This window comes from Streptomyces sp. NPDC031445 (genome assembly GCF_055581365.1).
This window is the reverse complement of sequence record NZ_JBVIJO010000012.1, coordinates 181,870-201,215: the sequence shown is the minus strand read 5'-3', so window position 1 is coordinate 201,215 and position 19,346 is coordinate 181,870. Positions and strand designations below refer to the sequence as shown.

The 19,346-nt window shown below is 73.6% G+C and carries 14 protein-coding genes; 8 read left to right on the top strand and 6 right to left on the bottom strand.

Annotated elements, in window-relative coordinates:
- The first annotated feature begins 41 nt into the window (after window positions 1-41).
- The 5 genes from ACZ5DC_RS28885 (at window position 42) to ACZ5DC_RS28865 (ending at window position 7,662) form a co-directional block, all read left to right on the top strand.
- The gene (locus ACZ5DC_RS28885) at window positions 42-875 is read left to right on the top strand and encodes an SDR family NAD(P)-dependent oxidoreductase (protein WP_468657454.1); all 834 of its coding nucleotides are present in this window, start codon (window positions 42-44) and stop codon (window positions 873-875) included.
- A 765-nt stretch (window positions 876-1,640) separates the two neighbouring features.
- Window positions 1,641-2,087: a hypothetical protein gene (locus tag ACZ5DC_RS28880; protein WP_468657452.1), complete on the top strand. Its 447-nt coding sequence runs from the start codon at window positions 1,641-1,643 to the stop codon at window positions 2,085-2,087.
- Between the two features lie 147 nt (window positions 2,088-2,234).
- Window positions 2,235-4,223, top strand: a complete 1,989-nt coding sequence (locus ACZ5DC_RS28875) for an NHL repeat-containing protein (RefSeq protein ID WP_468657450.1) — start codon at window positions 2,235-2,237, stop codon at window positions 4,221-4,223.
- 54 nt (window positions 4,224-4,277) lie between these two features.
- Window positions 4,278-5,147 carry a class II glutamine amidotransferase gene (locus ACZ5DC_RS28870; protein WP_468657448.1) on the top strand — a complete coding sequence of 290 codons (870 nt, stop codon included), beginning with the start codon at window positions 4,278-4,280 and terminating at the stop codon, window positions 5,145-5,147.
- 259 nt (window positions 5,148-5,406) lie between these two features.
- Window positions 5,407-7,662, top strand: coding sequence for an ATP-binding protein (locus tag ACZ5DC_RS28865; protein ID WP_468657446.1), 2,256 nt, complete (start codon window positions 5,407-5,409; stop codon window positions 7,660-7,662).
- A gap of 678 nt (window positions 7,663-8,340) precedes the next feature.
- Here ACZ5DC_RS28865 and ACZ5DC_RS28860 read toward each other — a convergent pair.
- Genes ACZ5DC_RS28860 through ACZ5DC_RS28850 form a run of 3 tightly spaced genes read right to left on the bottom strand, consistent with a single transcriptional unit; the run spans window position 8,341 to window position 11,445 of the window.
- Complete coding sequence (locus ACZ5DC_RS28860; RefSeq protein WP_468657444.1) at window positions 8,341-8,679, bottom strand: STAS domain-containing protein; 339 nt, start codon at window positions 8,677-8,679, stop codon at window positions 8,341-8,343.
- A 5-nt stretch (window positions 8,680-8,684) separates the two neighbouring features.
- Window positions 8,685-9,770, bottom strand: coding sequence for a cobalamin B12-binding domain-containing protein (locus tag ACZ5DC_RS28855; RefSeq protein WP_468657442.1), 1,086 nt, complete (start codon window positions 9,768-9,770; stop codon window positions 8,685-8,687).
- Between the two features lie 49 nt (window positions 9,771-9,819).
- The gene (locus ACZ5DC_RS28850; protein WP_468657678.1) at window positions 9,820-11,445 is read right to left on the bottom strand and encodes a PP2C family protein-serine/threonine phosphatase; all 1,626 of its coding nucleotides are present in this window, start codon (window positions 11,443-11,445) and stop codon (window positions 9,820-9,822) included.
- Between the two features lie 351 nt (window positions 11,446-11,796).
- Here ACZ5DC_RS28850 and ACZ5DC_RS28845 point away from each other — a divergent pair, with 351 nt between their 5' ends.
- Window positions 11,797-12,573 carry a GNAT family N-acetyltransferase gene (locus ACZ5DC_RS28845; protein ID WP_468657440.1) on the top strand — a complete coding sequence of 259 codons (777 nt, stop codon included), beginning with the start codon at window positions 11,797-11,799 and terminating at the stop codon, window positions 12,571-12,573.
- A 99-nt stretch (window positions 12,574-12,672) separates the two neighbouring features.
- Here ACZ5DC_RS28845 and ACZ5DC_RS28840 read toward each other — a convergent pair whose 3' ends face one another.
- Entirely contained in the window at window positions 12,673-13,155 is a 483-nt protein-coding gene (locus tag ACZ5DC_RS28840; RefSeq protein WP_468657438.1) for an SRPBCC family protein, read from the bottom strand.
- A 146-nt stretch (window positions 13,156-13,301) separates the two neighbouring features.
- Window positions 13,302-13,904 (bottom strand): VOC family protein, encoded by a 603-nt coding sequence (locus ACZ5DC_RS28835; RefSeq protein WP_468657436.1) that lies wholly within the window; start codon window positions 13,902-13,904, stop codon window positions 13,302-13,304.
- A 238-nt stretch (window positions 13,905-14,142) separates the two neighbouring features.
- Between ACZ5DC_RS28835 and ACZ5DC_RS28830 the strand changes: the two genes are divergently transcribed.
- Window positions 14,143-15,672 (top strand): hypothetical protein, encoded by a 1,530-nt coding sequence (locus ACZ5DC_RS28830; RefSeq protein ID WP_468657676.1) that lies wholly within the window; start codon window positions 14,143-14,145, stop codon window positions 15,670-15,672.
- A complete protein-coding gene (locus tag ACZ5DC_RS28825; protein WP_468657434.1) occupies window positions 15,669-15,842 on the top strand; it encodes a hypothetical protein in 174 nt (57 codons plus the stop codon). Before ACZ5DC_RS28830 ends, ACZ5DC_RS28825 begins: the two co-directional genes overlap by 4 nt.
- Before the next feature lie 126 nt (window positions 15,843-15,968).
- Here ACZ5DC_RS28825 and ACZ5DC_RS28820 read toward each other — a convergent pair whose 3' ends face one another.
- Complete coding sequence (locus ACZ5DC_RS28820; RefSeq protein ID WP_468657432.1) at window positions 15,969-19,319, bottom strand: right-handed parallel beta-helix repeat-containing protein; 3,351 nt, start codon at window positions 19,317-19,319, stop codon at window positions 15,969-15,971.
- Window positions 19,320-19,346: the final 27 nt, after the last annotated feature.

The following is a 19,346-nucleotide window of genomic DNA, read 5'->3' as shown; positions in this document are numbered from 1 at the left end:
GTACCGGCGTGTCGTGCTCTCGACGCATACGAGGAGGAGTCATGTCCAACCGTCCCGAACCCCTTCCCGCCGGGGGAACAGCCGTCGTGACCGGCGCCTCCTCGGGCATCGGCGCGGCCTACGCGCGTCGGCTCGCCGCCGAGGGGCACGATCTGGTGCTGGTGGCGCGTCGCGGGGAGCGTCTCCGCGCCCTCGCCGCGGAGCTGACCGGGCGGCACGACGTACGCGTGGACACCGTCGTCGCGGATCTCAGCGAGGCCGGCGACCTGGACCGGGTCGCCCGGCGAGCGGCCGGGGACGACGTCGGGCTGCTGGTGAACAACGCGGGCATCAACGGCTACGGCTCCTTCGCCGAGACCGACGCGGCGCTGCTGGAGAAGGTGACGGCCGTGAACGTGGTGGCGCTCACCCGGCTCGCCCGTGCGGCCGTGCCGGGCATGCTGGCACGCGGCCGCGGCGCCGTGGTGAACGTGGCTTCCACCCTCGCCTTCGCCGGTTCGCTCCCGCCGGGCCCGCTGCCGGTGCGGGCGGTGTATGCGGGGACCAAGGGCTACGTCGTCAACTTCAGCCGCACCCTCGCCGCCGAGCTGGACGGGACGCCGGTCCGTGTCCAGGTGCTGTGCCCCGGACTGACGGCGACCGAGTTCCACCTCACCCAGGGCCGGGATCCGGTGGCCGGTGAGGTGGCACGCGTACACGACGACGGAGGCATGCCCGCCGAGGACGTGGTGACCGCTTCACTGAAGGCCCTGGAAACCGGCGAGGTCGTGTGCGTGCCCGGCCTGGTCGACGGCGAGGCGGTGGACCGCCTCGCCGCGGCGGAAGCGGCGCTGCGCGCCTCGGCCACCGGCACGCTCGCCAAGAGGTACCTGTGACGACGGGCGGCACGCGCGGTCCGGGAGCGGTCAGGCGGCGGTCTCCCCGCGGCGGCGGCCACGGGAAGCGAGGCCGTCGACGAGCTCCTCGCGGCTCATCTTCGACCGGCCGGGGACGTCCTGTTCGGTCGCCCGCCGGTACAGCTCCGCCTTGCTCAGCTTCTCCAGCTCCCGCTTGCCTCCGGCACCGCGGCCGCCGGCCCGCGCCGCCCCGGCCTTCTTCGGCGGAGCCTTCCGCGCCGGCGCCTTCGCCGACGCGCCCGACGACGAAAGGGGTCCTCCGAGGTGCCCCGCTGCACCCGGTGAAAGTGGACGGTGTGGTCCTCGGTCGCCGTGTAGAGGCCGACGGGGACGGTGACGAGCCCGAAGGTGCTCACCCCTGACCAGATCGCCGAGCCATGACCGTGCTCCGTCCCGTGCCGTCCAGCGCCCGTACTCGGCCCCTGTGCTTCCACGCTCGCACCGCTGCCGCGCCCGCGCCCGCCCAGGCCGCGCGTCGGGCACCCGAACGGTCCTCGCTCCGGTTCCCAACCGCCTCGCCCAGCGGTGGTGGGCCGCTCCCGGTGGGTTCACGATGGAGGGAGCGGCGCACGAAGCCACGAACGATCACAGCGCTCGACTGGTCACCGCGGACATGCGACCCGGCTGTCCGGCCGCGACGGGCCTCCCTCTCCACGTGCCCATGCGCGCTCGCCCGTCTCCGGTCGCGCACCGTGGCCGCGGGTGCCGCGCGGGGCGGCGGCGACGGTCGGAAGGAAGATCGCGATGCCTACCGAGACCGAGTTGCTCAGGAGCGACGACAAGCAGATCGAGGAGCTGTTCCGCAAGATTCCGGCGGGCGGGGTCCCCCGGGGCCCGATGGAGGGCGTGGCCATCATCCCGGGGGCCGGGCGCACGGGGGCACGGGTGCTCGCCGGCCTGGTGAACCGGTTCTGCTGGCGGGGCAAGGTCTTCAGCCCGGAGGGTTACCTCAGCAACCGGCTGACCGCGCTGGACATCCTGTCCATCGTCGCCATGGTCGGGCCCGGACCCAGCCGCCTGGACGACCGCGAGTGCATCGTCATCGACTACTCCCGCACGTCCACGGTGTTCGGGGCCGTACGGGACGAACTCCGCCAGGTCGACCCGGACCTGTACCTGGGGCTGATCTGGCTGGCCGGCCACAAGATCGGCTGGTTCACCCTGCGCGACCCCGGCAGCGTGCGGGACTAGAACGCCCGTCCCGCCCGAACCGCCTCCCCCGGCCGTCCGGCACCGGACCCGTCGGCAGGCCGGGCCCGGCGCCGTGCGAGGGCCCGCACCGTGCCGCCCTGACGAAAGGCCCCCACCTTGTTCCCCGTCACACGCATCCGCGCAGCGGTGCCCCGGAACCCGGGCGCCGCTCGGAAGTCCCCGTCCCGCCCCGCCCTGCGCGGCACCGCCCTGGCCGCGTCCGCCACCCTGGCCCTCACCCTCACGGCGCTGCCCGCGACAACACCGCCCGGCACGGCGGGCGTCCTGCGCGGGACGGTCACCAGCGCGGGGAAGCCGCTGTCCCACGCCACCGTCAGGCTCTTCGCGGGAGACCGGCACGGCGTCCGGCAACTGGGCCGCGCCACCACCGACGCGCACGGCTCCTTCCGGCTCCGCCCCGTGCAGCGCGGGGGCTCCGTGCAGTACGTCGAAGCGGTCGCCGCGGGGAACAAGGCCCTGCGGCTGCGTTCCGTCGCGGGTGTCGGCCCGGGCGGCGCTGTGCCGCAGCGCAGGGAATCCGCCGTCACCGTCAACGAGTTGACCACCGTCGCCACCGGCTACGCCCTGGCCCGGTTCACCGGCCGGCACGGCATCTTCGGCCCCAGCCCCGGCCTGGAGAACGCCGCGGCCACGTCGTACAACCTGGCCGACCCGGCCACGGGCAGGCCCGGGAAGGTCGTCACGGACCACAACAACGGTGACAAGAACGCCACCCTCGCCACCCTGGGCACCCTGGCCAACCTGGTCTCCCTGTGCGCTCCGGGGGCGGACACCGGACGATGCCGGGACATGCTGCGCCGGACGGCGCCCGCGCGGGCCGCCGCCCCGCAGGACACCGCGCAGGCCGTGTCCAACCTCGCCCACGACCCGAGGCGGGCCACCGGCGAGCTGTACGCGCTGGCCGGACGGGCGCACACCTACCGCCCCGCCCTGACCTCCGCGCCCACGGCCTGGGTGCTGGCCCTGCACTACACCCCTCCCGACGTCTACGCGCCCGGACGCATGGCCGTGGACGCCAAGGGGAACGTCTGGTCCTCCGTCAACTGGCTGCCCGGCACGCGGAACCCCAGTTCCTTCGTCACCGTTCAGGACCCGGTGGGCAACCCCGTGCTGAACAGCCCCATCAGCGGCGGCGGCATGAAGGCCGGGGCCTGGGGCATCGCCATCGACCACCAGGGTTCCGTCTGGGTGCCGAGCTACGGCGGTGACGCCATGTCGACGTACTCGTCGGCCGGGAAGCCGCTGTCACCCGCGACGGGGTTCAAGGACGGCGGCCTGGACCACCCGCAGGGCACCGCCGTCGACCAGCGGGGCAACGTCTGGATAGCGAACTTCTACGGCCTGAAGGGCAACCGCGGCAAGGGCGACGTGGTCGTGTACCCGCACGGTGACCCCTCCAGGGCCATCACCATCACCGGCGGTGGCCTCGACCACCCGTTCTCCCTCCAGATCGACGGCTACGGACGGGCCTGGGTCTCCAACGCCCGCCTCAACGGCGCCAGGCTGATGGACAAGCGCCCTCTCGACGGTCACGCGGGCGGCAGCGTCACCGTGATCGGGCCCGACTTCAAGCCGACCTCGTTCTCGCCCGTCAAGGACGCCTCGCTCGACTGGCCCCTCGGCCTCGCCGTCGACTCCCGGAACAACGTCTGGGTGCCCAGCTTCTTCAGCGACTCGGTCACCGAGATCGGGCCGGACGGCAAGGTCGTCGGGGTGCACAAGCTGGCCCGGCGCATCGCCCCCTGGTCCGTGGCCGTCGACGGTTCCGACCGGGTGTGGGTGGCCGGCTTCGGCACCCCGTCCGTCTCCGTCCTGTGCGGCGCGAACACCGGCGCCTGCCCGCCCGGCTCTACCACGGGCTCCGTACTGTCACCGCCCGGCGGCTTCCGCAGCGAGTCCATCCAGCACCTCACCGCCGTCCAGCTCGACCAGTCCGGCAACGTCTGGCTGGCCAACAACTGGTCCAGGCCGGCCCCGCCCACCGGTGGTGACGGCCTGGTCGAACTCATCGGCGCCGCCACACCCGTCTGCACACCGCTTCAGCCGCTGCCGTCCCGCCCGGCGTCCACCGGCCCCACCCCGTGCGCGCTCCAGCACAGCAGCGGGAACCGGTGATTTCGGCGACTTGTCCTGACCCCCACGCCCCGGCCAGCCCCCTGGAGGAACGCCGTGTGCCGTCTCTTCGGCCTCAGCAGCGCCCCGCGCCGTACCCGCGCCACCTTCTGGCTCCTGGACGCCCCCGACAGCCTCAGCCGGCAGAGCCACCGGGACCCCGACGGCACCGGTCTCGGCCACTTCGCCGCCGACGGCACCCCGCGCGTCGACAAGGCCCCCACCGCCGCCTACCGCGACCTCGCCTTCGCCGAGGAGGCCCGCGAGGTCGAGTCGGCGACGTTCATCGCCCACGTCCGCTTCGCCTCCACCGGCAGCCTGGACGTCCGCAACACCCATCCCTTCGAGCAGGACGGGCGGCTCTTCGCCCACAACGGGGTCGTCGAGGGCCTGGACGAGCTCGACGACCACCTGGGCGCGGACCGGTCACTCGTGGCGGGCGACACCGACTCCGAGCGGTTCTTCGCCCTGATCACCCGGGAGACCCGGCTGCACGGCGGTGACGTCACCGAGGGCATCCGGCACGCCGCCCACTGGATCGCCGCCCACCTGCCCGTCTACGCCGTCAACCTGGTCCTCGTCACCCCGGAGGAACTGTGGGCGCTGCGCTACCCGGACACCCACGACCTCTTCGTCCTCCAGCGCCGGGCGGGCGGCCAGCACGGCAGCCGGCACCTCGACCACAGCGGCACCCACGGCCGCATGCGCGTCCACTCGTCGAACCTCGCCGAGTTCCCCGCCGTCGTCGTCGCCAGCGAGCGCATGGACGACAGCCCGCACTGGCGCGAGATGGAGCCCGGCGAACTGCTCCACGCCGGCCCCGACCTCCGCCTCACCCACCAGGTCGTCCTCCCCGATCCCCCGGCGCACCGGCTCACCCTGGACGACCTCCACCCGGACGCGGCCGCCTCGCAGCAGGCCGCGTGAGGCTGCCCGCACGGCCTGCTCCGCCCGGCGCCGGCGTGCCGGGCCGGGGGTGCCGGGCCGGGGGTGGCCGGGTCCGGCCTTCGACGTATCCGATGGCGTTTCCGAGATCCCGGCCCCTTCGGTCCCTGCCTGTCCGTACCGGGCCGCGCGTGGGTCCCGCGGACCCCCGTCGCACCGATGACGCCCGTTCCGGAACTGTTAGCGTCTGGCCGGTCGCGCCCTCGGCCCGTGGGCCGGCGGTTCCGGGAGAGGGTGTGGGATGGACGAGGCGACGTTCGGCCGGCTGCTGCGTGCGGCACGACAGCGGGCCCTGCTGACCCTGGAGAGCCTCGCCGAGGCTTCCGGCGTGAGTGTCCGGGCCATCAGCGACATGGAACGAGGCAGGAGCCTGCCCCGGCAGGCCACGCTGAACGAGTTGCTGGACGCCCTGGAACTGAGCGAGGAGGAACGGCGCCACCTCGTGCAGGCGTCGGTACGGCGTGCCGGACGGGTGCCACGGCAGCTGCCGCCGGACCTCGCGGCGTTCCGCGGACGCGAAGAGGCCCTGGCCACCGTCCACCGCATCACCTCGCAGGTGGCGGCGCAGGGCGGCCATGTCGTGATCTCGGCGATCGGCGGCCTGGCGGGAGTGGGCAAGACGGCGCTGGCCGTGCACTGGGCGCACCAGGTGGCCGACCGCTTTCCGGACGGCCAGTTGTACGTGAACCTGCGCGGCTTCGAGGAGACCGACGACCCCCTCGATCCGGGAGTGGCCCTCGGCGGGTTCCTCCGCGCACTCGGAGTGCCGAGCAGCGAGATGCCGCCGGGCACGGAGGAGCGCGCCGCCGTGTTCCGGGAGCGGACCGCGTCCCTGCGGCTGATCGTCGTCCTGGACAACGCACGGGACCCGGACCAGGTCAGGCCGTTGCTGCCCGCCTCGGCGGGGTGCCTGACCATCGTCACCTCTCGAAGTCAGCTCACCGGTCTGGCCGTTGCCGAAGGGGCCCGCCTCATCAGCCTCGACGTCTGGACGCCGCCGGAGGCGCTGGCCGCGCTGGCCGCGCGGATCGGACAGGAGCGGTGCCGGGCGGAACCGGAGGCCGCCGCCGAGCTGGTCGAGCTGTGCGGGTACCTGCCGCTGGCGGTCGCCGTCGTCGGTGCCCAGCTGAGCGCGGCACCCCGGATGCCGTTGCGGCTGGGCGTGCGTGAGCTGCGGCAGGCCATACCCCGGCTGGACGCCCTCGCGGGCGACGACCGGCGGGCCGACGTCCGCGCCGTCTTCTCCTGGTCCTACCGGGCACTCACCCCGGAAGCCGCCCGGTTCTTCCGGTATCTGGCGGTTCACCCGGGCCCTGCGGTGTCCGCGCAGGCCGCCGCCTCGCTGGCGGGTGTCCCGATGCCGGCCGCCCGGCGTCACCTGCGCGAACTGACCACGGCCAGCCTGCTCTCCCGCGACGCCGCCGGCCGTTACGTCCTGCACGACCTGGTACGCGCGTACGGCGCCGAACTGGCCGGGCAGGAGGAGGACGACCGTTCCGGCGCCGAGATACGTCTGCTGGACTACCTGTGCCACAACGCCCACACCGCGAACACCTTCGTGTCCCGTTTCCCGGACGAGCCGATCGGTGATCCGGCGCCGGGAGTGGTGCTCGTGACGATCGACGACCGCGACGAGGGACTGGACTGGTACCGCCAGGAGGAGTCGGCCGCCGCCGCCGCGGTGCGCGCCTTCGACGACCCCCGGCTGCTGCGCCACCGCATCGCGCTGACCCGGGAGTGGGCCGCGTACAACTCGGTGGCGGGCCGCTGGGCGGAGGAGCTGACGGCCTCGCGCATCGGGCTCGACGCGGCCCTGATCCTCGACGACCCGGTGGCCGTGGCCCGGACCAGTACGAACCTGTCGATCGCCATGGTCGAGACGGGTGACGTCGCCGGGGCCGACGAGCCGATCGGCCTGATGCTCGGTCAGCTGGACCGGCTGCCCGCGAAGGAGCGGATGCTCGCCGAACGGTACGCCAGCCGTGTGCGCAGTTTCCAGCAGCGCTACGCCGAGGGCCTGGAGTACGCGCGCAGGAGCCTGGCGATCGCCCGGTCGCTGGGCGGGCAGTGGGAGATCGCGCGCTCGATCGCCATCATGGGCTGGTTCCTCGCCGCCCTCGGCGAGTACCAGGACGCCCTCGCCACGTGCGAGGAAGCGCTCCCCCTGCTGCGGGCGACCGGCAACCGTCACGACGAGGCCGGTGTCCGGGGCAACATCGGCTACATCCGGCAGCGCCTGGGCGACCTGGACGGCGCGATCGCCGAGTACCGTGCGTCGCTGCGGCTCTACGAGGAGGTCCTCGACGAGTACAAGCAGGCGGAAGTGCTCGACGACCTGGCCTCCGCCCAGGTGGAGCGCGGGGAGAGGGAAGAGGCACGGGCGAACCTGCTCCGGTCGGCCGACCTCTTCGCTTCGTTGCGGGTCGCGCGCGCCGCGGAGATGCGCGCCAAGGCGGAGGCACTCACCGACGCACCGACGCCCGCACCGGGCGCCTAGCCGGCAAGGCGACGGCGGCCGGACGGCAACGGGCGGCCGGGCGACGGCGATCGGCGGCAGCGGCCGGGCAACGGCGGTGGGGCGGCCCGGCGGCAGCGGTCGGGCGCCAGCGGGCCGAACAGCGGCGGCCGGGCAGCCGGGCAACGGCGATCGGGCAGCCGGGCGTCGGCGGCCGGGCGCCAGCGGGCCGGACAGCGGCGGTCGGGCAGCCGGGCAACAGCGGTCGGGCAACGGCGATCGGGCAGCCGGGCGGCAGCGGCCAGGCAACGACGATCGGGCAGCCGGACAACGGCGGCTGGGCAGCGGCGGCCGGGCAGCCAGGCGGCAGCGGCCGGGCAACGGCGATCGGGCAGCCGGGCGGCAGCGGCCAGGCAACAACGATCGGGCAGCCAGGCGGCAGCGGCCAGGCAACGACGATCGGACAGCCGGACAACGGCGGCCGGGCCGCCAGGCGGCAGCGGCCAGGCAACAACGATCGGGCAGCCAGGCGGCAGCAGCCGGACGACGGCGATCGGACAGCCGGACAACGGCGGCCGGGCCGCCGCGCGGCAGCGGCCAGGCAACGACGATCGGGCAGCCGGGCGGCAGCAGCCGGCTCCCGCTCGGCCCCGGGGCGGCCGAGCGCGGCGACGACTCCCCCGCCGGGCGGCTCGCTCGGCGGGCGGTGGCCTGGCGGGGTCAGATGGGGGTGGGTGGTGCGGTGAGGTGGCCGAGGACGGCGGTGACGTGCAGCATGCGTTCGAGGTGGGCCGGCCGGTTGTCCAGGTGGAGGGTGGCTCCGAGGGCGCTGGTGCGGCGGTGGATCATGAGCAGGGCCGTCAGCCCGGAGGAGTCGATGTACGCCAGCTCACGGAAGTCGAGCCGGACATCGGCCGGCGGTGGGCCGCCGGCCGTGAGTCTCCGGCTGACCTCGTCGAGGAGGTCGTCGCTGGTGTCGTAGTCGAGTTCGCCGCCGACCAGGACGGTCAGCGTGCCGGACTCGCGGCGGACGGTCAGGGTGAATTCGCCGGGTCGCATGTGCGTCATGCGTGTGGGCCGGGGCCGGGGGCGGGACGGGCGATGACCTCGGCCAGGGCGGTCCTGCCGTGGTCGAGCATCTTCAGGGCGCGGGGGAAGTCGTGGAGTTGGCCGGCCAGGGCGTCGAGGCCCGCCGGCAGCGAGTGGACGGGGACGCCCCTGGCCATGAGGATGCCGGCGGTCCAGGTGAGGAAGGTCGTGAACAGGTCGGGGTCGTCGACGTAGAGGGCGGCGGCCAGGAAGTCGACGATGTGGGCGATGTCCTCGGCGGTGCGTTCGCGCTGGGCGCCGCTGTAGGCGCGCATGGCGGGGAAGCGGTGGTCCAGGTCGGCCAGGGTCTGCTTGACGACCTGGGGCCGGGACCGGGCGACCAGGGTGTACTCCTGGTCGGCCAGGTGCGGCAGGTCGTCCACCGTGTGCCGGATCGCCGAGGCGTCCGGCCGCGGTACGCCTGCCGCCAGGACGGCGACCGCGGCCCGCGCGTCGGCCGCCCACCGGTCGGCGCCCAGAGCGGTGGCGTAGCGCCCCCGGGGCCCGAAGGCGCGGCCGCCGGCCAGGACGGGGACACCGATGGCCTGGCAGGCGGTGATGGCCGCGTGCGCGGTCGGCAGGTGGGTGGGTATCGATCCGGACAGCAGGACCGCGTCGGGGTCGGTCAGATGCAGGTGGGCGACCAGGTGCGGGGTGGGTGTCTGGGCGCCGAGGTAGTCCACCCGCCAGCCGTGCAGGGCGAGGACCTCGGCGACCAGGCGGGCGGGCAGCGCGTGCCATTCCCCGTCCACGCAGGCCACCGTCACCCGGCCGCGGTCAGGCGCGGGCCGGCCGGCGCCGGGGTGGTGGGCGAGGGAGGCGATGACCCGCTCGTTGATGGCGGTGGCGGCGTGCTCCTGGGCGACGCTGATACGGTCCGCCGCCCATGCGATGCCGACTCTCTCCTGCACGGGCGCGATGACCCGGAGCAGGAGCGTCTCCTGGCTCACCCCCTGCGCGAGGGCGTCGTGGACGATCGCCGCGGCACGGTGCTCGTCACCGTCGATCACGGCCTCCCACAGCCGCTGCACCGCACCGGCTGTCGCGGTGGGCTCACTCACTGCCTGCTCCTCCTGGTCGGTCCACCGCTCGCACGGCCGTCCACGGTGCTCAGCGCGCCGGTTTCGGGGCGGTGACGGCCATGACGGCCATGTCGTCGTGGCGGCCGGTGCCCAGCCATTGCGCGGCCAGCATCCGCACCCGCTCCACCACCGCTTCCGCCGGCATGCCCACGCAGTCGGCGAGCGCCCGCCTCAGACGGTCCTCCCCGAAGAGCTCGTCACCGAGCGGGCCGCCGCGGGCCTCGGTGATCCCGTCGGTGTACAGCAGGCAGGTCTCCCCGGGCGCGAGGACCGTCTCGACGGTGCGCGCGGTGACGGTCGGCAGGGCGCCGACCAGAGTGCCGCGGGTGCCGGCCTCCTCCACGGTGCCGTCGGTGCGGACGATGAGGGGCGGCATGTGTCCGGCACTGGTCAGCCGAAGCCGCACCCGGCCGTCGCGGCGGTGTACGGAGGCCAGCGCGAGGGTGGCGAAGCGGGTGTGGCGGGAGGTGAGAAGGGCGCTGTTGAGCAGGTTGAGGATCTGCTGGTGGTCCTCGGCCAGGGGCAGCAGGGCGTGCAGGGTGTTGCGGATCTTGCCGGTGAGGACCGCCGCGTCCAGGCCCTTGCCCGCCACGTCACCGAGGACGACCAGCGTCTCCTCGGCCGGGCCGGCGCCGGGGTGGACGTCGTAGAAGTCACCGCCGATCCGCTCGTGGTCCTTGGCGGGCCGGTAGCTGCCGGCGTACTCCACGCCGTGCACCGTGCGCAGCGTGGGCGGCAGCAGGTCCTGCATCAGCGTGGCGGTGATCGTGGCCTGCTCGGTGTAGAGGCGGGCGGCGGACAGGGCGGCGCCGGCGCGTGCGGCGAACAGGCGCGCGAAGCCTTCCTCGCCCTCGGTGAAGGCCCGCTCGGTGCTCGAGCGCAGCAGGATGAGCGCGCCGGCCGGGACGCCGTGCCCGGGCAGCGGGGCCACGATGACGGAGCCGACCGGGCCGGTGAAGCCGTCCGGGATCGCCCAGTCGGGGATGTCGTCGGGGTTGATCCAGCGGGCCGGGACCGGCGGGTACCCCTGCAGCGCCTCCGTGAGCCCGGGCACACCGGCGATGTCGACCTGCCGGCTGGTCCGGACGGCGGGGCCGCCCCGGCGGGCGTGGGCGAGGGAGCAGCGCCGTCCCTGGGGCGGCGCGATCAGGACGGCGGCGTCGGCGAGGTGCTCGGCGGCCAGGGAAGCGGCCACCTCCATGCACCGCGGCACGTTCAGCGTGGACAGCAGTGTGCTGGACGCCTGCGACAACACCTCGGAGCGGCGCCGCGCGTCGCTGAGCGCCCGTTCGGCCCGGCGGCGGTCGGTGGCGTCGACCAGCCACCACACCACCTCACCCTCGCTGACGGTGGGGTGCGCCTCGAAGTAGCGGTCGCCGATGGCTCCGTGCGGGACCTCGGCGGCAGTGCCCGGAGGGAAGGGGAAGACGGCCCGCTGATGGGCGTCGGCGAGCCAGGCCGGCACCTGCGCGGAGAGCCGGGCGCCGTTCACCGCGTCCGGCAGTACCAGCCGGGCGGCGTCGTTCAGGCGCACGAGACGGCCGTGCCGGTCGGAGACCAGCACAGGATAGGGAGCCTCAGTCCACGCCGGGCCCGTCTGCCGGCCGGCCTCGGGTCGAGGGGCGGAACAGCTGCGAGAAGCAGTCACAAACAGAGGCACGCACGGTGCGCACCTCACCACCTTTCTGCCATACGGGAACAGATTTCCTCCGGCAACCGTCCCGCACGGCCCCGGCCATTGCAAGCCTCCCGCGAAAGGCGCACGCGAACACCACGAATCAGCCCGTCGCGCAGCACGCAGCCACTACGCACAATCTGGTCATAAGGTGGTATTTCATCCAAGGTCGGGCAGCCGGGTCCTGGCAGCGGCCTGTCAAGCGTGCCCGCCGCCGCCCGTGACCGCGGGGCAGCACATGTGTCCACGGGTCAGGCCGGCCGCGGTACACACATGTCACACACTCACCGAGGCCGCGACCCACATGTGATTCGGGATACACTCACACGTATGACCAATAACGAGGTGGTTTCCGAGGCCGCGGCGGCTTTCCAGACGGCTACGGAGCGGCTCGCCGACGCCCTCCCGGACGGCCTGCACGAGCGCGGTCCGGGCGGCGCCCTGCTGGCCGTCACCCGCTCGCTGATCCCCCTGCTCAACAGCATCATGAGTGTGGCCGACGTGCCGGACGCGGCGGAGATCGAGCTGCTCTGCGAGAAGGCCGCACCGCATGTCGCACAGCTGCCCTGGAGCATCCGGCTGCGGGGCGAGCCCGGTGCCGAGATCGTCGGCATCGCGGCCGCTCACGGGCTGCGCACAGTGACCCGGCAGCCCTTCATGCTGCTGTCGCTGGACGAGGACCGCGACAGCCGGGAGTCCGGCCACGGGCCGGTGACCGTGCGTCCGCTCCGCGACGACGAGGACGAGACCTTCGCCACCGTGCTAGGCGCCGCCTTCGGGGCTCCCCCGATGATCATCAGCAGTCTGTACACGCCCCGCGTGCTCGGGCAGTCCTTCGTGCAGGCTTACGTCGCCGAGGTGGACGGGGTGCCGGCCGGAGCGGGTCTGGCGGTCCTCACCGAACGGCATGTCGGGCTCGCCAACATCGGCACCCTGCACGAGCACCGGCGGCGGGGTGTGGGCCGCGCGGTGACCGAGGCGATCCTGCGGGACGGCCGGGCCGCCGGGGCGCACACGGCGTACCTGCACTCCAGCGAGGAGGCGCTGCCGCTCTTCGAGCAGGCAGGTTTCCGCACCGAGGAGTCGTGGACGGCTTTCACGGCCTGACGTGCGGGTGACGGCGGCCCAGCCGGCCGGTGGGCCGCCGGGCCGGGCCCACACCCGGCCCGCGTGTCACCGGAGGCTGCCCGACGGCGGGGGAACGGCTCACACGCCCGGCGGCGGACCGTCCGACAGCCGGGCGAGCTGGGCCTGCCACAGTTCGTCCAGGCGTTCCACCCAGGCGGGCGACAACGTGTCGAACGCCTTCGGGAGGAAGGCGCGGACGGCGCTCTCGACGACGATCTCCGTGTCCTCCCCGACCTCGGTCAGCAGATACCCCTGGTACAGCCGGACGCTGGTGCCCAGGCACATCCAGCCGAGCCGGCGGGGCGGTACGTTCTCCCCCACGTAGACCTCGAACCGGTGGCCGCACCAGAGCACCTCGAAGGTCTGGGTGAAGGTCCGGGTGCTGACCTCCTCGCACCCCGGGACCCAGCTCGTCCAGTCCGCCGCGTCGGTGAGTACGCGGAAGACCCGCTCGGGCGGGCCGGGCACGACGGCCCGGACGTGGTGGAAGCCGTGGGCTTCGGCAGGTGAGAAGCCGGACGGCCAGTGGATGTCCGGGTGGCTGTCTGCGGGGTCGTGCATCCCACTCTCTCTCACTCTGCTTCTGGATCCGGTCGCCCCCCGGCGGCGCTCCTGACGCGTACCGGAGGACCTGCCCCGGTCCAGGATGCGGCATCGCCCGTGCGGGTCCATACGTCATCTGACTGGCCGCGCGCCGGCCCGGCGCGTCAGCTGCCGCCGCTTCCGGTCTGCTCGGCCACCAGGTACGCGGCGTACCACTCGGCCCAGCCGGGATCCGCGTCGCCGGTGCCCTCCGGTCGTTCGGCGTGTGCCGCGGCCGCCCGGCGCAGGGCCCGGGCGAGGTCGTCCGCGGAGGTGAAGGCCGTCGGGCCGGCGCCGATACGGCCGGGCAGGCGGGAGGTGACCTCCTGGACCAGCCACGCGTTGCCGTCCGGGTCGCGGAAGGGGAAGTGCGAACGGTAGCTCTCCCGCCCGGGGTGCAGTCCGGGCTCGGGGGCGGGCCCCCCGGTGTGGTAGTAGTCGCCCACCTCGACCCCCAGCTCCACCAGCCTGTCCCGTTCCGCGACGATGTCGGGGACGCACAGGTACATGTTCTGGGCCGAGCCGGGTTCGGCCGTGGTCAGGCCCGCTCCGAACTGCACCGAGCACGCCGATCCCGGCGGGGTGACCTGCACCTTCGCCGGTGGTGTGCGGTCCAGTCGCCAGCCGAGCCGTAGGTAGAACGCCTTCGCCCGCTCGACGTCGGACACGGGGATCGTCACCACCTCCAGTCGCTCGTCGGAGATGAACCGCACCGGTTCTGCCGCCATGACGTCCGCCTCTCCCCATGGGTATCTCACACCTATCTGGACGAACCTACGCCCCCATCGAGGGCGAAACCAGCGAATCATGTACATATCTTCGTCCGACATGTGTCCGGTAGACTCCGGCCCGGAGACACGTGTGCCGGAAACGGACCCGGCGGGCACAGGGGAGCACGGGGCCGGCCGCGAGGTCGACGACGCGTGTCCGTGTCATGCCCTTCGTGTGTCTCCTTCCGTCGTGACCATGGACTGTGAGGGCCGCATGACCGTCATCCCCGCGGGAGACCCGCGCCGCGCTGGGTACGACACGGCGACGGCGTCGACGGTCACCTCCGCCGGCGAGCACCTGCATCTGGTGCACTCGGGGAGCAGACCGCCGGTGTGGCTCACCCGGCTCGCCGGCCGGCTCGGCCCCACCCGGCCGAACGAGGCGTTCGTCGTGGTCGGCGTGCCCTCGGTCGAGGGCGGCGCGGAGGGGCTGGGCCGGCTGCTGGCGCCCGCGCTGGAGGCGGGCCGGGACGCGCGGGTGCGCCTGCTGACACTGGTGATGTCCGAGGGCGCCCACGACGCCGGCGACAGCCCGTCGGCGGCCCGGCTGATCAGCGAACGGTGGGGAGTGGACGTCCTGGCCACCGCCGGGTCCGCGCTCGTGACGGCGGCGGGTCGTCTCTTCGCGCCCGGCCACCCGGGGGGACCCGGCGGCTGGTGGCACTTCTCGCCCGGCACGGCCGCCCGGCACGTGAGCAGTCATCTGCCCATCCCGGACTGGGAGATCGCGGTGCGTCGGGTGGGCCGCCAGACACTGGCCGGGCACACCGTCGAACCCGTGCCGGCCGGGCTGGCCGTGCGGCCCGCGGGACCGGTGTCGCCCGCCACCCACGCCCGGCTGCACGCCGTACCGCCGGAGGACGGCCGGCCGCAGCTGATCATCACCTCGCCGCGGACTCCCGCCACCGTCCTCGCGGTGGTCATGGGGACGCTCCCCGAGCGGGTCCGCGGCTCGCTGCGGCTGGTTTCGCTGGCGGGTCGGCCGATGTCACGGACCGCTCAGGAGGTGTCGGACCTCCTGGGCCGCGAGGTCGGCGTGGCGCTGGGTGTGCCCGTCATGAACGGCAGGGCCGTCCCGCAGGGCGTCTCGGCAGGCGACGCCGACGCGGACCAGTACCTGCTCGACGAGGAGGGCCGGCCCGCCTGGCGGCCCTTCGCCCGGACCCTCGCCCACGGGCCGGCGACGAGCGAGGGCAGCCGGCCGGCGCGCGTCACGCAATGGCGGGTCCCCGCGGTGCTGAGCGCGGGCACCGGGCCCGACGCGCTGTCGCTGGGCCGGGACTGGAAGGCGGGGGTGACCCCGTCGGGTCTGTGGATCGGACCGCGTGACGCCGCACCACCGCCGCTCGCCACGGCCCGCCCCGCCCGCGCCGACACCGTCGCACTCGACCTCGGGCCCTGGGATTCGCACCGGCCGCTCGACGCATCCCTGTGGCCGGCGCTGGAGAGGCTGTTCGGGCAGTTGGAGCCCGAGGTCTGTGTCCGGGCCGTGGTGCACGTCCACGGCGTTCTCGACGCAGGGGACGGTGAGCTGCTGCACAGGCTGACGGTCCGTCACGGACTGCGGCGCGCCGACCCGGTGACGTCGCCCCCGTCGGAGCCCGCGGGACGCCCTGGCATCGCACCTGAACCCGCCTCCGGCTCCGGCCGGTCCCGGCAGCGCACCCCACTGCCGGCGTGCGGTTCGACGGCGCACGGGTCGAGCGCTTCCGGGTGCGGGTCGTGACCGACCCGAGCGATCTGAGCCCGGTGCGCTGGGTCCTGCTCGCCGTGAAGCCGTTCGACACGGACAGCGCGGCCCCGTGGCCCGGTCACGGCGACGGCTTCCAGGTTCCGCGGAGGCCGTGGGCCACGGAGCCGGCCGTGACCGGGCTGACCGACAGGCGGATCGCATAGCGGCGGCTGTTCCTCTCGCACCGTACCGACGGCGTACACCTGTACCCGATCCCATCCGAAGCGGCCGCGGCGGAGAGCGAAGTCACCGCGCCCGGCCGGCGCCGCCCGCCACGGTGTCACCGCACCTCATCCTTCCCCGCCCGGCAGCGCCGCGAGCGCTGCCTCGGGCAGGTCCTGCGGGAGGAGGGTGGTGAGCGCCTCCAGGTCGGGTGCGGGCAGGGACGCCAGCCGGCCCGCCTGCCGGGTCATCATGGCCTCCAGCAGCTGGCGGGCGAGACGCGCGTTGCCGAAGCTCTTGGTGCGCGGCAGGCCGTCGAGGTGGAGGCGCAGGGCCTCCCTGGTCTGCGGCGCGCACACGTATCCCGCCGTCGACGCCTGCTCCTCCATGATCGACAGCAGTTCGTCGGTGGAGTAGTCCTCGAAGGTGACGTGCCGGGAGAAACGGGAGGCCAGGCCCGGGTTGGACTCCAGGAACCGGTCCATCTCCGCCGGGTAGCCGGCGACGATCACCACGACCTCGTCGCGCCGGTCCTCCATCAGCTTCAGCAGGGTGTCCACGGCCTCACGGCCGAAGTCCTGCGGCGAGTTCTCGGGCGTCAGCGTGTACGCCTCGTCGATGAAGAGCACACCGCCGACGGCCTCCTCGAACTTCTCGCTGGTGAGCTGCGCGGTGTGACCGATGTAGCGTCCGACCAGGTCGGCGCGGGCGACCTCGACGAGCTGGCCCCGGGAGAGCACCCCGAAGGACTTGAGCAGGTCGGCGTAGAGCCGGGCCACGGTGGTCTTGCCGGTGCCGGGCGGGCCGGAGAACACCGCGTGGTGGCTGACGGAGGGGGTCGGCAGTCCCAGCGCGGCACGCTGCTGGTAGTTGGTGAGCAGGTTCACGATGCCGCCGACCTCCCGCTTGACCGCCCCCAGACCGGTCATGGCGCGCAGCCGGGCCAGCACGTCGGACTCGCCGGGCTCCTTCTTCTTGACCTCCGTGCGCAGTTCCTCGGCGAGGTCGGCGCCGACGTCCTCGGGCAGCATCAGCATCAGGTCCGCCTCGCTGGCCTCGGGCAGGGTGGCCAGCCGCAGCGACTGCCGGTCGACCATCTCCTCGAAGACCTGGCGGGCGGCCCGGCCGTTGCCGAAGGTCGCGTCCCGTCGCATCCGGGAGAACCGCAGCCCCAGCGCCTGCCTGGTCAGCGGGTCCAGTACATAGCGGTGGCCCGCGCACATGGACTCGGTGATGGTGACGAGTTCGTCCACCGAGTAGTTCTCGAACTCGATGGTCCGGGTGAAACGCGAGGCCAGGCCCGGGTTGGCGGCGAGGAACTCCTCCATCTCCTTCGGATAGCCCGCGACGATCACGACGGTGTCGTCGCGGTGGTCCTCGATCAGCTTCACCAGGGTGTCGATGGCCTCCTGGCCGAAGTCGACGCTGGAACCCTTGCTGTCGGAGAGCAGGGTGTACGCCTCGTCGATGAACAGGACACCGCCCTGCGCCTGTTCGAACACCTCGGTGGTCTTGATCGCGGTGCCGCCGATCACCTGGGCGACCAGGTCGGCGCGGGCCACCTCGACGATATGCCCGGACGACAGCATCCCGAGGCTCGCCAGGATGCCGCCGTAGAGCCGGGCCACCGTGGTCTTGCCGGTGCCGGGCGGGCCCGCGAAGACCAGGTGACGGCTCATCGGCGGGGCGGGGATGCCCAGCCGGGCCCGTCGCTGGGCCAGCTTGCCCAGGCTGACGAGCATGTCGACCTGCTCCTTGACATTGGTGAGACCGACGAGGTCGTTCAACTCGGCGACCAGGGCGTTCTCCGGCGCCCCGCCCTCCGTGCCGCCGGCGGCACCGGTTCCGGTGTGCTCGGGTACGACCGGATCGGCGGCCGGGTCGGTGCCCTCGTCCGGCGACTTGTTGTCGACGCTGGTGAGACCGGAGAGCGCGAACTCGCCCCGGGACGGCGCGCGTTTGATGCCGGCGCCACGGTTGGAGCGTACGGTGCAGTCGGTGACCTCGACGGAGCGGTCGGTGTCGATCCGGATGCCGTCCCCGGCGTTCCCGCTGAACTCACAGGACTTCAGCGCGACCCGGCCGCCCGTGCCGACGAGGGCACCGTGGCCGCCGCTGCCCAGCACCCGGGTGCGCACGAGCGACAGGTCGCCGTCCTCCTCGACCGCGGCTCCCGAGGCGGAGCAGCCGGAGATCTCGCAGTCCCGCAGCGTGACCCGCCCGTTGGCCCCGACACAGACCCCGGACCGGCCCGCACCGCGCAGGGCGGAGGTTCCCATGTGCGGATTGCCGCCGCCCTCGACGCGCAGGGCGTGCCCGGCGCAGTCGCCCACCTCGCAGTCCTCGAACCGGCCGCGGCCGTTCCCGGCGACCAGGATGCCCGCGCCGCGCGCCTCCGTGATCCGGGCCCGGCGCAGCAGCGGATTGGCACCGGTCGACAGCGACACCCCGTTGCCGCCGGCGCGTACGACGTCCAGCTGGTCGAACTCCGCGGCGGACTCGCCCTCCAGCAGCACGCCCACCGTCTTGCTGTTCGTCACCCGGGTCCCGGTCAGGGACGGGGTGCTGGACTCGTCGACGTACACGGCGGCCTCTTCGGCGGCGTCGAACGCGCAGTTCACGAAGTAACCGCGGGAGCGGCCGGTGACGTACAGGCCACTGCCCCGGGTGCGGGCGGTCTCGCAGTACGACAGCTGCGGGTCGGAGCGCTCCGCGACCACGAAGCCGTGACTGCCGGAGTCGTACACCTGCACATGGGACAGCTCGGTGCGCACGGAACTCGCGAGATGCACGCCCACCGAGCACTCGCGCAGCGTCGTGCGCACCACCCGCAGCGACGTACCGCCCTCCAGGGCGAGTCCGGGCTTCTCCACGGCGGTGATCTCGCAGTCCTCCACGACGCCCCGGGACTGGCCGTTGGCCAGCACGCCGTTGCCACGCGCGTCCCGGATACGGCAGTTGCGCACATCGGCGCGGCCCTGCTCGCTGATCACCACACCGGAGGTGCCCAGGTTCTCGATCAGGCAGTCCGCGATGACGCTGCCGGTCGTGCCGGCCTCCACCACGCCCGCTCCGACGGGGTTGGTGATCCGGCAGGACCGTATGGCGAGGGAGCCGCTACCGCGGCTGAGCAGGGCCGTCCAGCCCGCTCCGAGGACCTCGCAGCCGTCCAGGGCGACCTGGCCGCGGACCGCGTCGATCACCGGCAGCTCGCCCGCGCCTCCGCGCAGGAGCAGGTCGGTGAGCATCACGGCGTCGGCGGCGAGCGTGACGGCGGCGCCCTTGTCCGGGGCGATCTCGACGCTGCCGCGCGGGCCGTCGGCGACGATGGTCACCCGGTTGTTCACCACCAGGGTCTCCCGGTAGCTGCCCGGCCGGACGCTGATGACGGCTCCCGGCCGGGCGTTGGCGAGTGCCGCGCCGATGGTGGTGTGGTCGCACCCGTTCTCCTGGCCGACGGTGATCAGATGGCGGGCCACGCCTGCTCCTTCGTGTTCGCGGTGTTC